The sequence below is a fragment of the Saccharopolyspora rosea genome, assembly GCF_025643595.1.
Classification (GTDB): Bacteria; Actinomycetota; Actinomycetes; order Mycobacteriales; family Pseudonocardiaceae; genus Saccharopolyspora; species Saccharopolyspora rosea.
Genome location: NZ_CP102826.1, coordinates 1,192,884 through 1,205,851, shown reverse-complemented (window position 1 = coordinate 1,205,851; position 12,968 = coordinate 1,192,884). Strand labels below are relative to the sequence as shown.

Below are 12,968 nucleotides of genomic sequence, written 5' to 3'. Positions count from 1 at the left end.
GTGATCCAGCTGGCACACACGTCACCGGCAGCGACCCGGAAGACCCCCGACACTCCGGTTCGCTGCCGGCCCCCTACTCGCCCGGTGGCAGGATGGAACCACGACCGCACCTGATCGCGCGGGTGCACCCGCGCCTGGCCCGGACCGAGCAGGAGAAGTCCTGCCACTTCTTCCCGCTGCCGGTCGACGGGTCGAGACCCGAGTCGCTGGAGGCGTACTGCGGGTTCCGCATCGTCCCCGGCCAGGCCGAGGCGCTGGAAGGGCCGACCGGGATGCCCTGCATGCACTGCCTGATGACCGCCGCGCTGGCGAGCACCGACGCCAAACCCTCGGCCACTTGACGCTGCGTCGTTTCGTCGAACACTAAACTTCACCCCATGTGGGCATGAGAGAGTTCATAGCCAGCGTCGGGCCGAGGAACCGACTTCGCCGGGTGCACGTCGTAGCCCTCGGACCCGCCACTGCCGAGTGACCGCCGGGGCGTGGGGGCGTTCAATGCAAGGCTGGATGAGGAGTCGGGGACAACAGCGCGAGATGAACACGCAGCAGTCGAACCGGCCGGTGATCACACCGGCCATGCGCGAGCAGGCCAAGAAACAGCCGAACACCTGGCTCTACGTCGTCGACCCGATCTTCACGGACCCGAGCGCCGAGGTGCCGCCGTGGGGCTTCATCGGCGGGTACCGCGTCGACGAGCACGGTGAGATCACCGACGACTTCTCCCCCAACCCGCACTACCGGCCGTCGCCCGTCGCGCTGCGGCTGCCCGCCCCCACCAACGACGTGGAGCGCGCGCTCCAGCTGACCACCACCGGTTACGCCCAGGGCCACGCGCTGCTGACCGCGATGCTCGACGCGGAACTCATCCTGTTCGCCCAGCCCCAGGGCAGCGGCCTGTTCACGCTCGAACACGAGTCGGGACGCCGCCAGTTGCAGGCGTTCACCTCCGAGGCGTACCTCCCGCCGAACTGGACGACCTGGCAGCGCATGACCGGGCGCCAGCTCGCCGCGGGCGGCATCGCCGGGCTGGACGTGCAGGTGAACCCGACCAGTCCCATCAAAGCGCGCATCCCCGGCGAGGACCTGCTCAAGGCCGCCGCCGCGGTCCCGCCCAAGGCGCCGCAGGTGCCGATGTCGCCGCCCGCCGGGGCTCCCGCCGCGAACGCCCAGCCGCCCGCTCCGGACTCCGCGGAGGCACCGGCTCCGGCTCCCGAACCGTCCGCCCCCGACCCGGCCGAGAGCGACTTCGGCAGCCGGTTCCTCGGGGCGATGCTCGCCGCCGCCATCGGCGACGCGCTGGGTGCGCCGGTGGAGTTCTACCCCGTCGACCAGATCCGCAGCCGGTTCGGCGCGATGGGCGTGACCGAGTACGACCGGGGCGGCGAGCACCCGGGCGAGTTCACCGACGACACGCAGATGGCGTTGTTCACGCTGGAAGGGCTGATCCGCGGCCACATCGCCGTCCGGCGCGGCCAGGCCGACAGCCCGCTGCCGTCCGTCCAGCTCGCCTACCAGCGCTGGTTGCACACCCAGGGGTACGCGTGGTCGCGGGCCGTCGGCCCGTTCGCCGACCAGAACCCGGAACCCAACGGCTGGTTGGTCAAGCAGTCCGAGCTGTTCACCGTGCGTTCGCCGAACAGCCGGTGCATCACCGCGCTGCGCGAGTTCGCCTCGGTCGGCGCGCCGGGCACCTTCGAGCGGCCGATCAACGACTCGCCGGATTCCGGCGGCGTGGTGCGCGCCGCTCCGGTCGCGTTGTGGTCCGACGATCCGCGCGAGGTCTTCGAACTCGCCGCCGCGACGGCCGCGCTCACCTACTCCCAGCCCAACGGGTACCTGCCCGCCGGTGTGCTGGCCGTGCTGGTGCACCGCCTGCTGCGCGGCGAAACGCTGCCGGACGCGCTGACCCGGGCCCGCGAACTGCTGGTGCGCTACCGCGACCACGAGGACACCGACCGCGCGCTGCACGCCGCGCAGGCGCTCGCCCAGCAGGGCAAACCGACGCCCGAACAGCTCAAGGACGCGCTCGGCGGCGGCTGGGCCGGGCACGAGGCGCTGGCCATCGCCGTGTGCGCGGCGCTGAGCACCGACGGGGTCGCCGCCGCGGTGATGGTCGCGGTGAACCACTCCGGCGACAGCGACTCCACCGCCGCGATCTGCGGCGCCATCGTCGGCGCCCAGCACGGCGCGCAGGCCCTTCCCGGCGTGTGGTTGCGCGACCTCAAGCAGCGCGAACTCGTCGAGGCGCTGGCGAAGGACGCGCTGCTGGAGTTCGGCGGCAAGGCGCCCGACGACGAGTCCTGGAAGCAGCGCTACCCCGCCGAGCACGACGTGTCCGGACTGGACTTCGCCGCACCGCTGCCGCCGGTGGACGCACCCCGCCCGGCCGCCGAACCGGCTCCGGAGCGGTCCGAGGCCGCGGCGGAACCGGCCGAGCAACCCGAAGCCGCCGCGCAGGAACCGGAAGCGGCGCCCGAACCCGAACCGGCGGCGCAGCAGGCCGCCGAAGCCGCGGCCGAGCCGCCGGAAGCCGCGCCCGAGCAACCGGAAGCCGCGCCGGAGCCGTCCGAGCCCGCCGCGGAGCAGCCCGCGGCCGAGGAACCGCCCGCGCCGGAGCAGTCCGACGACGCGGCAGGAGAGGCGGAAGCCGAGGCCGAACCGCAGGACGACACCGTCGAACCCGCCGTGCGGCAGGAGGCCCCGGGCGAGGACGACGTGCGGGAGCAGCGGGTCCTCGGCTTCCTGCTCGGCGGCGCGGTCGGCGACGCGCTGGGCTATCCGATAGAGGACGACTCGCTCGCCGAGATCCGCCGCAAGTACGGACCGGGCGGGCTGACCGACTTCGTCGACGCGCACCGGCCCGGCGGGTCGATCAGCGACGACACCCAGATGACCCTGTTCACCCTCGACGGGCTGATCCGGGCCAGCATCCGCCGCCGGCTGTTCGGCGAGAACGAGCCGGGAACCCAGGTGCAGCACGCCTACCAGCGGTGGCTGCACACCCAGGGCTTCGACTGGAAGGACGCGGGCGGGCCGATCGCGAGCGAGCCGCCGGACGGTTGGCTGATCCGGCAGAAGGGCCTGTTCGTGCGCCGCGCTCCCGGCACGACGTCCATCCAGGCGCTGCACGGCTACGCGTCCGGCAAGGCGCGCGGCTCGTTCACGCACCGGCTCAACGACTCCAAGGGCTGCGGCGGCGTGATGCGGGCGGCCCCGGCCGGGCTGTGGTCCGACGATCCCGCCGAGGTCTTCCAGGTCGGTGCGCTGACCGCGGTGCTCACCCACGGCCACCCCAGCGGCTACCTGCCCGCGGGCGCGCTCGCGGTGATCATCCAGCAGCTGTTGGCCGGGCGGTCGCTGCCGGAGGCGGTGGACCGGGCGCTCACCGAACTGTCCACTTGGGACGACCAGGAGGAGACCAGCACGGCGCTGCGCCGGGCCATCGAACTGGCCGCCGCCGGCACGCCGACGCCGGAGCAGATCCACGAACGCATCGGCGAGGGCTGGTTCGGCGAACAGGTGTTGGCGATCGCCGTGTGCGCGGCGTTGACCTGCCCCGAGTCGTTCACCGATGCGGTGGTGCTGGCCGCCAACCACTCCGGCGACAGCGACTCCACGGCCGCGATCTGCGGCAACATCATGGGCGCGGCGCAGACCGCGCGGGAGATCCCGCCGAACTGGCTCGAACGCCTGGAGCTGCGCGAGGTCATCGAACAGCTCGCCCGCGACGCGTTCCGCGAGTTCAGCCCCCACCCGCCCGAGGGCGAGGAGTGGCTGCTGCGCTACCCCGTCGGCGGGGAGCGGGAACCGCAGGAATCCGTCCACATCGGACACGACGACGAGGCGCGGCCCGAGGTCGTCGAAGCTGCCGAACCGGTCACCGCGCAGCAGCCCGAGGACGGCGAACCCGAGTTCCCGGCGGAGGAACCGACCGCGCAGGAGCCCGAGGTCCCAGTCGAGCCGGTGCCGGAACCGCCGGCTCAGCAGGAACCCGAACCGGCGCCCCAGCAGGCGGCCGAACCCGCGGTCCAGCACGAGTCCGAACCGGCGGCGCCGGAACCCGCCGTCCAGCAGGAACCGGAAACCGCCGTCCAGCAGGTCCCCGAACCCGCGGTCCAGCGGGGACCGGAGTCCGAACCGGCCGTCGACGAAACCGACGGCGACGACAACCTCTCCGAAGAGGAACTGCGGCTGCTGACCGCGTGGCGGAAGTTCCGCGACGGCGAGGAGGGCAACGCCGACCTCACGCAGGGGTTGCACAAGCTGCTGGTCGAGGCGTTCGGCGAGGAGCGCGCCGCGCAGCTGCTCGGCGAAGCGGGTGCGGAAACCGCGGAGAAGGCGCAGCTGGCCACCGCGACACCGGTGCAGCTGAGCAGGCACGAACGCTTCGAGGGCTGCGTGTTGGGCAGCGCCGTCGGGGACGCGCTCGGCGCCCCGTGGATGTTGTCCGAGCTGAGCGTGATCCTGCGGGAGAACCCGGAGGGCGTCCGCGAGTTCGCCGAGGCGTTCGGCCGCCCCGGCGCGGCCACCGCGCTCACCCAGCAGACCGCCTTCGTGGTCGACGGGTTCGTCCGCGCCCGCGTCGGCTCGGTGCTGCGCGGGGACGGACACCTGCCCGGGGCGGTGCGCCTCGCGCTGCTGCACTGGCTGCGCGCCCAGGGCGCGCGCATCCCGGAACCGCAGGCGCCGGTCGGCGAGTACGCCGGGCACGAGGCGGTGCGCGCCCAGCGGTTCCCGGACGAGGCGTCGCTGACCGCGCTCGCGCGGTGGGCGAGCCGCGACCAGCTCCCCACGCCCGCCAACCCGCCGAACGACGCCCGGACGCCGGCCGCGGCGGTGCGCGGTGCGGTGCTCGGCTTCGCCGCGAAGACGCCGCAGGACGCGATCTCGCTGGGCACCGAGGTCGCGGCCGTCACCCACGGGCACCCGGACGGCTACCTGGCCGCGGGCGCGGCGGCCGGTCTGGTCTGCGCGCTGGAGAACGGACTGCCGCTGGCCGACGGCGTCCAGGAGGTGCTGTCCGAACTGGACCGGATCGAGGGCGGCGAGACCACCGCCCGAGGGCTGCGCGCCGCGATGGACCTCGCCGGATCCGGCCCGGTCTCCCCGACCGGTCTGGAACAGCTGGGCACCGGCTGGACCGCCCCGGAGGCCCTGGCCATCGCGGTCGCGGCGGCGCTGGCGCACCCCGGCTCGTTCGCCGACGCGGTGTCGCTGGCCGCCACGCACTCGGGCAACAGCCCGGCCACGGCGGCGCTGTGCGGCAGCCTGCTCGGCGCCGCGCGCGGGCTCCAGGACGTTCCCGCCGCGTGGCGGGACGTCGAGCTCGGCGAGGTGCTGGACGCCCTGGTGACCGACGCACAACGCGCCGAAACCGAGCTGACCGCCGGCGAACCGGCGCCGGACTGGGCTCGGCCCTACCTCGGATAATCCACTGTGGACCTGGATGGGACGGAACGCGCACTGCTGGCCGCCTGGCGCGAACACCACCGCCGCGGCGGCCGCGACCCGCTGGAACAGCGGTTGCTGGAGATCTGGCGGGAGTGGCGGGAGCGTCCCGCCACCCGCCCGCCGTGGGCCGCCGCGCTCCAGCACCGGCTCGCCGATCCGGCACCGCCGGTGCCCGCCACCGGCCTGGCCGACCGCTCCGGCCCGCTGCCGGAGGCGCCGAGCAGGCTGCTCGGCATGTTGCTGGGCGGCGCGGTCGGCGAGTCCGCAGCCCTCGGCGGTCGGCTCGGGCAGCGCACCAGCGCGCTCCTGTTCGTCCTAGAAGGACTGATCAGGGCCCACACCCAGGCCCGCTCCACGGGCGAGGGCGATCCGGTCCGCCACGCGCTCAGCGCGCTGCAGCGGTGGCTGCACACGCGCGGCGTCCCGTGGCGGGACTGCGTCGCCGACGCGGCGACGCCGGACGGCTGGCTCGTCGGCCGCCGCGAGCTGCGGTCCCGGCACGCCGACGAACCGACGCTGCTCACCGCGCTTGCCCGCGTCGCAGCGGGTCGGGACGCCGGAACCCGGCACCGGCCGATCAACGCCTCCGCATCGGCGACGGCCGTCCCGTTCGGCGCGGTCGCCGCGCTGTGGTCGGCCGACCCCGGCACGGTGTTCGCGCTCGGCGGCGACCTCGCCGCGCTCACCCACGGCCACCACAACGGCCACGTCCCCGCCGGGGTGCTCGGCGTCGCGGTCTCCCGGCTGCTGCGCGGCGAGCCGCTGGACGAAGCGCTCCGCCACGCGCTCGCCAGCTGGCAGGCGGGCCGCGCCCCGCTCGCGCACGCGCTGCGCCTCGGCCGCAACAGCCCGGCCGGGCTGCGCCCGCGCCGCCCGCACCTCGACGCCATGACGCCGGGGCGCAGCGGGCTGGACGCGCTGGCCGTGGCGGTGCGCGTCGCGGTGTCGTGCCAGGACGACTTCGCCTCGGCAATCTTCTCCGCCGCCGACCACGGCGGTGACGCCGCGTCCTCGGCGATGCTGTGCGGGCAGCTGCTCGGCGCCCTGCGCGGACCGACCGCCATCCCGCACGACTGGCTGGCCGACCTGCCGATCACCGCGATAGTCGAGCGGATCTCCGAGGACGCGGCGGCGGAGTTCGGCCCGTACCCGGACGAGTCCGACGACTGGGAACGCCGCTACCCCACCGGCGGCGCGACGATCCCGTCCGCAGTGGACTACCAGCCGGGGCTCGCCGCGGTGCCCCGGCTGGCCGCGTCCCGGGAGCGGTTCGTCGGGGCGGTGCTCGGCAGCGCGGTGGGCGAGGCGCTGGGGCTGCCGATCACCGGGGACGCCTGGGACGAGATCCAGGCCCGCCACGGTGCCCGCGGCCTGGTGGACTACGTCCCCGCCGGACACCCCTCGGGCCGCATCGGCAGCGACACCCAGCTGCTGCTGTTCTCGCTGGAAGGCGTGATCCGCGCCGACGTGGCGCGGCGGCGCACCGGCCTGGACGACCCCGCGCGGCACGTCCAGCACGCCTACCAGCGCTGGCTGCACACCCAGCACCTGAGCTGGCCGCGGGCCGCGGGCGAGTTCCTGACCGGCACCCCGGAACCCGACGGCTGGCTGGTGCGGCAACGCGCCCTGTTCCAGACCCGCAACCCCGGGCGCACCATGATGCGCACGCTGATCGCCTTCGCCAAGGCCCAGCAGCCGATGGGCACCCCGGCCGCGCCGGTCAGCGACTCGCAGGGCAGCAACGCGGTGCTGCGCGGCGTTCCGGCCGCGCTGTGGAGCGAGGACCCGGTGGAGGTCTTCGACATCGGCATGCGCACCGCCGCGCTCACCCACGGCCACCCCGTCGCCTACCTCAGCACCGGCGCGCTCGCGTTCCTGGTGAACCGGCTGGTGCGCGGCGAGGAGCTGGGCGATGCGGTGGACGGGGCGCTGGAGCAGCTCGTCCGGCACCGCGACCACGAGGACGTCAGCCGCCGCATCGGCACCGCGGTGCGGCTGGCCCGCTCCGGCCGCACCGACCCCGACGACCTGGCGCGGGCTCTCGGCAGCGGCTGGACGGCGTCCGAGGCGCTGGCGATCGGACTGCACGCGGCCCTGGTCGGCGACGGCGACTTCGACGCCGCGGTGTCGGTGGCGGTCAACCACTCCGGCAACAGCGCCGCCACCGGCGCCATCTGCGGCGGTCTGGTCGGCGCGACGATCGGCGCGGAACGCATCCCGGAGCGCTGGACCGCGGAACTCGAACTCGGCGACGTCATCGACCGCCTCGCCCGTGACGCGATCCTCCAGTTCGGCCCCCGCCCACCGGACTGGGCCGACCGCTACCCGCCGACGTGAGAACCCGTCTTGGGCACGCGCCAACGCGTGCGACGTGGATCACTGGTCGCCGCGCGAACCCTGCCGATAACGTGCCGGTCATGGACGAACTCGTGCACCGGACCGTCGCCGACGGCATCGCGACGATCACCCTGGACTCACCGCACAACCGCAACGCGCTGTCCGCCCAGCTGCGGCGGGAGCTGCGCGAGCACCTGACCGCGTCGGCCGACGACCCGGCGGTGCGGGTGGTCGTGCTCGACCACACCGGTCCGGTGTTCTGCGCCGGGATGGACCTCAAGGAGTCCCGTTCCGCGGGCGCCGACGACCAGGGCGTGCAGGAGTTCCCCGCGATCCTCGAACAGCTGTGGACCAGCCCGAAGCCGGTGGTCGCCAAGCTCGCGGGCCCGGCTCGCGCCGGCGGCGTCGGCATGGTCGCCGCGTGCGACATCGCGGTCGCCGCCGACACCGCCACGTTCGCCTTCTCCGAGGTCCGCATCGGCGTCGTCCCGGCGGTGATCTCGGTGACGGTGCTGCCCCGCCTCGACCCGCGCCAGGCGCACGAGCTGTTCCTCACCGGCGAGACCTTCGACGCGCACCGCGCCGCCGACATCGGCCTGGTCAACTCGGCCGTGCCCGCCGACTCCCTCGACGCCGAGGTCAAGCGCTACACCGACATGCTCGCCCTCGGCGGTCCGAACGCGCTCGCCGCCACCAAGGAGATGCTGACCAGCCGCCGACCGGCGGACATGGGCGAAGCCTTCGCGCGGATGCTCGACCTCTCCGCGCAGCACTTCGCCGGTGAGGAGGGCCAGGAGGGCATGCGCGCCTTCGCCGAGAAGCGCAAACCGCACTGGGTCCCGGAAGCGCTGCGCTGACGCTCACTCACCGCCGATGCGGCTGCGCCACGGCCCGTCGGCGAGCAACCAGTGCGGCACCAGGCGAACGGCGAACGGGAATCCCAATCTGCCTGTCAACCCTCCGAGTGTTCGAAGGCTCGGGTCGGGTCCTGCTCATCGTCGGCGTCTCGCGCGGTCAAAGTCAGCTCGCTGACAGCGCATCGTGCAGCGTCTGTGTGGTTTGCTCGCCGGCTAGGACGGTGCCGTTGGCGAAACGGAAGACGGGGGTATCGGTGACCCCGGCCTCGCTGTTCCGCTTGAGGGCCTCGCTGATATCCGGCCATGGCTGGGCCGGGTCGGCGCCGACACGTCGCGCGAGATCGCGCAAGGTCTCAAGGTCGGCGATGTCGAGCCCGTCCGTGAAGTAAGCACGGAAGAGGCGTTCGGTCATCGATTCGGCTAAACCCTGCTGCCCGGCGAGCGCGGCGAGACGGTGGGCGCGCTCGGTGTTGACGAACAAAGCGCGGTCGAACCGGAAGGTCAGTCCGTCGTCGCGGCCGAGGCTCCGATCGGTTCGGACCTGGCGGGCGAACTCCTCGCCGCGGTCTCGGCGGTGTACCTCGAAGATCGGCTCGGGGACGTCTGGTGCCTGCGGTCGCAGCTGATGCGGGCTGATGTCGATGCCGACATCTGCACCCCCTGAGCGCAGCTGCTCTGCGACGACCCGCAGCCGGGTGAATCCGAGGTAGGAGAACGCGCAGACGAAGTCCAGGACAATCTCGACCCGGCTCACCACGGCACCGTCCCGTGGTCGCCGGTGAAGGTCGCGGTGGGTCCGTCGAAACCAATCGTGGCCAGGTCTACGACGACGCGGGCCGCGTCGGCCACCGACCGGGTGCCGCGGTGGTCGTTGAAGTCGGTCGCGGTAAAGCCCGGATCGACGGCGTTGATCCGCATCCAAGGACACGCCCGCGCGTACTGGACGGTGAGCATGTTCAGCGCCGCCTTCGACGCGCCGTAGTGCAACGCAGGAACCCATACCGGCACCGTGTCCACATGCGCGTCTGGATCGACGGCCGCCGCAATCGACCCCAACCCGCTGCTGACGTTCACCACGACCGGCTGCGCACTCGCGCGCAGCAGCCCAGCGAACGCATGCATTGTGCGGACGACACCAAAGACGTTGGTCTCGAACACGGCACGGATCGTCGCTGCGTCGATCTCGGTCGCATCACACGCATGCCCCGGAACACCAGCGTTGTTGACCAGTACGTCCAGGCCGCCTCGGCGGCGCACCATCTGGGCCGCGCGCGCGACGGAGGCGTCGTCGGTGACGTCGAGTTCCACCACCTCTGCGCCGATCGCGGCGGCGGCTCGGTCTCCGGCTGCGCGGTCGCGCGCTCCGAGCAGCACCTCGTGGCCTGCCGCAACGAGTTGCGCGACCACCTCCCGGCCGATGCCGCGCGTCGCACCGGTCACCAATGTCGTTGTCATATCCCGGACCATCCACCTTCGCGGCGGCGGCAACCAGGCCACGACTTTCGGTAGGAAAATCTGTACCACCCACCGAGCGTCCCGGCCGGTCCACAATGGCGCGGTGACGACTACCGATCTCGCCGCGACGTTGCGCGCGTGGCGCAACCGGGTGCTCCCGGCCGAGGTTGGGATCCCACACGACAGCCCCCGGAGGGTGAGTGGGCTGCGTCGTGAGGAGCTCGCGCGGCTGACCGGGATCTCCGTCGACTACCTCGTCCGTCTCGAACAAGGCCGGGCAACGCCATCGCCGCAAGTCGTAGCGTCGTTGGCTCGCGCGCTGCGTTTGAACAACGACGAGCGCAAGCACCTGTTCTGGCTTGCTGGGCTGCGCGCGCCCGAAAGGGTCGTAAGCTCGGCCGCGCTCACCGACAGCGTGCTGCGGCTGCTCGACCGGCGGCCAGACGAGGCCATCGGCGTCTACGATCTCGCCTGGACCCTGCGGGCGTGGACCCCGCTCTTTGCTGCACTGCTCGGCGACCCGTCCGCCCTCCCCGAACGGGACCGCAACGTGCTCTGGCTCCATTTCACAGGCCGGAGTGGCACAATCGAGCACACCGCCACGGCCAGCGATCGCTTCGAACGAGCGGTGGTCGCCGATCTGCAAGCGGCAACGGCACGCTTCCCCACCGACAAGGCCATCACCTCGCTGATCCGCGACCTGCACGCCGCCAGCGACCGCTTCGCCCAGCTCTGGGCGTCACGCAAAGTCGGCGCACACGTCAGTGACACCAAGACCATTCATCACGCGCAGATCGGCCAGATCACGCTTGACTGCGATGTCTTCACCGTGCCAAACAGCGACGCCCGCGTCGTCATGTTCACCCCACCCGACGACGACGCTGCCGGACGGCTGGCACTGCTGCGCACGATCGGGCTCCAGCAACTGGACACGCGCTCCGCACAGTGATGAACACAGTTGGACTGGCTGATATCGGGTCACGCCGCGGCCAGATCGGCCAGCTCGACCGGTGTCGCGGCATCCGGTGGTTCCGGCCGGAAGGGCTGATGGTCACGCAGCATTGCCCATAGCAGGTTCATCCGCCGCCGGGCTAGGCACAGCACGGCCTGGGTGTGCTTCTTTCCTTCCGCCCGTTTCTGCTCGTATTACCGCTTCGATTCGGGGCAGCACTGGATGCTGATCTGCGCGGCCATGAAGCAGGCCCTCAGCAGGCGTCGGTTGAACCGCTGCGGACGGCGGAGATTGCCGCTGATCCGCCTGAATCCCGCGGTGCTGGCGCTAGCCCGGCGAAAGCCGCCAGCCGGTCAGCGCTGCCCAACGCGGCGACATCACCTCCGGTCGCGGCGATGAACTCGGCTCCCAGGCGCTGCCCGAATCCGGGCATGCTGGTGGTGCTGGCGGAATTCCTGCTCGATGAGCCGGTCCAGCTCGTCGAGTTCATCGTTGAGCTCCAGGATCTGCCGGATTTGACGATCTCGGCCGCGCACTCTTCGCCCACCAGACTCGTGTGCTGGGATTCGGCGGCGGCCAGAGCCGCGTCGGCCACCTTGCTGGCCTGGGCGATGTTGTGAATTTGCATCCAGGACACCAGCCGGCTGCGGCCGATCTCGCGTAACGCTTGCGGGGTGCGAAAGCCCAGCAGCAACTTCAGGGGACCGATGGCTCCTGCGAGCGTGCCGTGATCACGAACGGGCGATCACGTCAGTCCCGGGGCAGGACCGCCGTGAAGGTGCGGCCGCACAGGGAGTTCTCGGACGCGTCCTGCAGAACGGCGTTGATGCCCCGGTACGCCTTCGGGTCGTGCTCGGCCAGTGCCCGGTGACCGGACCAGACCAGCACGTGCTCGCCCTCCGGCAGCCAGGTCAGGTCGGTGAGGCAGTCGTAGAGGGCGTCCAGGTTGCGGCCCGCCCACTCCGGGAAGTTCAACACCGCGGCGATGCCGTCCAGCACCGTCCGCTTGCTCAGCAGGTCCGCGCCGTCCAGCAGGTGCGGGACGGCACCGCGCCGCTCGGCGTCCTCGACGGCCTGGCGAGCGGTGACTCCGGCGGAGAGCTGTTCCGCTTCGCCCACCGCGGGCTCCTTCCTCCTGAGAGGCCACTTCGTCGCAAACATCGCACTCAACCGTGGGGATCGACAACCACGAACGACTCGTAATGATCGCCGGTGTAGTACAGCTCGGACCGCTGTCCGGTGACCAGCCGCCGCGGCCCGCGGTCGTGCGAGCCGGGGGTGGGGACCGTGTACTCGTGGTAGTAGCCGCGCGGCTCGTTCGGCAGCCGGTGCTCCCGGTTGCCGAACGTCGTGCCGTCCCGGGACGGGTACGGGAACGGACCGCCGCGCACGATCAACTGCCACGTCCGCCCCGCCTCGGGCGGCAACGTGGACAGGGCGCGCACCGGCAGGCCGGACTCGGCCGCCCCCGGCACCGCGGACTGCGGCCGGGCGCCGCCGTCGGCGTAGTCGCGGACGAACCAGCCGACCACGACCAGGGCGATCAGCCCGACCAGCGCGACCGTGATGCGCTTGCGCGAGCTCACGCCGCAGTCCCCTTCCGGTCCTCGCCGTCCCGGCGGCCGACCGGGGGCTCGGCGTCCCGGACGCGGGTCAGCTTCGCGCCCAGACCGTCCACGCCCCGGTCGATGACCCGGGCCAGTCCCCAGGACAGCGGCAGCAGCACCGCCATCACCAGGATCACCTGCACCGGGTACGGGAGCTGCACGAGCCACAGCTCGACGCCGTCCCACCACGCGACCAGCCACTCCAACACAGAGCGTCAGGGTACGCGCGCCGCGCCGACCCCGTGCGCGGACCTGACCCCCGCTCCGCGACTACTCCGAGCAACCGGTCGACCACCTGCCGCCCCGGCG

Annotated in this window: 12 protein-coding genes; 6 read left to right on the top strand and 6 right to left on the bottom strand. The window is 72.5% G+C overall.

The window, feature by feature from the left end; translation table 11 throughout:
- Nucleotides 1-92: 92 nt before the first annotated feature.
- From NV263_RS05865 to NV263_RS05850, 4 genes are all read left to right on the top strand, one after another.
- On the top strand, nt 93-341 hold the full coding sequence (locus tag NV263_RS05865; RefSeq protein ID WP_263251531.1) for a hypothetical protein: 249 nt from the start codon (nt 93-95) through the stop codon (nt 339-341).
- Between the two features lie 193 nt (nt 342-534).
- Nucleotides 535-5,430: a type VII secretion system-associated protein gene (locus NV263_RS05860; protein WP_263251530.1), complete on the top strand. Its 4,896-nt coding sequence runs from the start codon at nt 535-537 to the stop codon at nt 5,428-5,430.
- A gap of 6 nt (nt 5,431-5,436) precedes the next feature.
- Nucleotides 5,437-7,788, top strand: coding sequence for an ADP-ribosylglycohydrolase family protein (locus NV263_RS05855; protein WP_263251529.1), 2,352 nt, complete (start codon nt 5,437-5,439; stop codon nt 7,786-7,788).
- Nucleotides 7,789-7,868: 80 nt separating this feature from the next.
- Nucleotides 7,869-8,645: an enoyl-CoA hydratase family protein gene (locus NV263_RS05850; protein ID WP_263251528.1), complete on the top strand. Its 777-nt coding sequence runs from the start codon at nt 7,869-7,871 to the stop codon at nt 8,643-8,645.
- A 163-nt stretch (nt 8,646-8,808) separates the two neighbouring features.
- Here the strand turns inward: NV263_RS05850 and NV263_RS05845 are convergent, their stop codons facing one another.
- Together NV263_RS05845 and NV263_RS05840 are read right to left on the bottom strand one after the other, a co-directional pair.
- Nucleotides 8,809-9,399, bottom strand: coding sequence for a DsbA family oxidoreductase (locus tag NV263_RS05845; protein WP_263251527.1), 591 nt, complete (start codon nt 9,397-9,399; stop codon nt 8,809-8,811).
- Entirely contained in the window at nt 9,396-10,085 is a 690-nt protein-coding gene (locus NV263_RS05840) for an SDR family NAD(P)-dependent oxidoreductase (protein ID WP_317630399.1), read from the bottom strand. Before NV263_RS05840 ends, NV263_RS05845 begins: the two co-directional genes overlap by 4 nt.
- Nucleotides 10,086-10,203: 118 nt before the next feature.
- Here NV263_RS05840 and NV263_RS05835 point away from each other — a divergent pair, with 118 nt between their 5' ends.
- Nucleotides 10,204-11,049, top strand: coding sequence for a helix-turn-helix domain-containing protein (locus NV263_RS05835; protein ID WP_263251525.1), 846 nt, complete (start codon nt 10,204-10,206; stop codon nt 11,047-11,049).
- 256 nt (nt 11,050-11,305) lie between these two features.
- On the opposite strand, the gene NV263_RS30630 is transcribed toward NV263_RS05835, so the two are convergent.
- Nucleotides 11,306-11,485: a transposase gene (locus NV263_RS30630; RefSeq protein ID WP_380759094.1), complete on the bottom strand. Its 180-nt coding sequence runs from the start codon at nt 11,483-11,485 to the stop codon at nt 11,306-11,308.
- On the opposite strand from NV263_RS30630, the gene NV263_RS05830 reads away from it, so the two are divergent.
- On the top strand, nt 11,484-11,672 hold the full coding sequence (locus tag NV263_RS05830) for a hypothetical protein (protein WP_263251524.1): 189 nt from the start codon (nt 11,484-11,486) through the stop codon (nt 11,670-11,672). The two genes, NV263_RS30630 and NV263_RS05830, sit on opposite strands and share 2 nt — an antisense overlap.
- Nucleotides 11,673-11,802: 130 nt before the next feature.
- Here the strand turns inward: NV263_RS05830 and NV263_RS05825 are convergent, their stop codons facing one another.
- From NV263_RS05825 to NV263_RS05815, 3 genes are read right to left on the bottom strand one after another with little or no spacing between them, the layout of a single operon-like run.
- Nucleotides 11,803-12,213, bottom strand: coding sequence for a barstar family protein (locus tag NV263_RS05825; RefSeq protein ID WP_380759059.1), 411 nt, complete (start codon nt 12,211-12,213; stop codon nt 11,803-11,805).
- A gap of 5 nt (nt 12,214-12,218) precedes the next feature.
- The gene (locus NV263_RS05820) at nt 12,219-12,638 is read right to left on the bottom strand and encodes a ribonuclease domain-containing protein (RefSeq protein WP_263251522.1); all 420 of its coding nucleotides are present in this window, start codon (nt 12,636-12,638) and stop codon (nt 12,219-12,221) included.
- Nucleotides 12,635-12,868: a hypothetical protein gene (locus NV263_RS05815; protein WP_263251521.1), complete on the bottom strand. Its 234-nt coding sequence runs from the start codon at nt 12,866-12,868 to the stop codon at nt 12,635-12,637. Before NV263_RS05815 ends, NV263_RS05820 begins: the two co-directional genes overlap by 4 nt.
- Nucleotides 12,869-12,968: the final 100 nt, after the last annotated feature.

Bases quoted from the DNA above. Each gene is read 5' to 3' on its own strand.
- NV263_RS05830 (WP_263251524.1), top strand. From the start codon at position 11,484: ATGCTGGTGGTGCTGGCGGAATTCCTGCTCGATGAGCCGGTCCAGCTC.
- NV263_RS05850 (WP_263251528.1), top strand. From the start codon at position 7,869: ATGGACGAACTCGTGCACCGGACCGTCGCCGACGGCATCGCGACGATC.
- NV263_RS30630 (WP_380759094.1), bottom strand. From the start codon at position 11,485: ATGCCCGGATTCGGGCAGCGCCTGGGAGCCGAGTTCATCGCCGCGACC.
- NV263_RS05865 (WP_263251531.1), top strand. From the start codon at position 93: ATGGAACCACGACCGCACCTGATCGCGCGGGTGCACCCGCGCCTGGCC.
- NV263_RS05825 (WP_380759059.1), bottom strand. From the start codon at position 12,213: ATGTTTGCGACGAAGTGGCCTCTCAGGAGGAAGGAGCCCGCGGTGGGC.
- NV263_RS05860 (WP_263251530.1), top strand. From the start codon at position 535: ATGAACACGCAGCAGTCGAACCGGCCGGTGATCACACCGGCCATGCGC.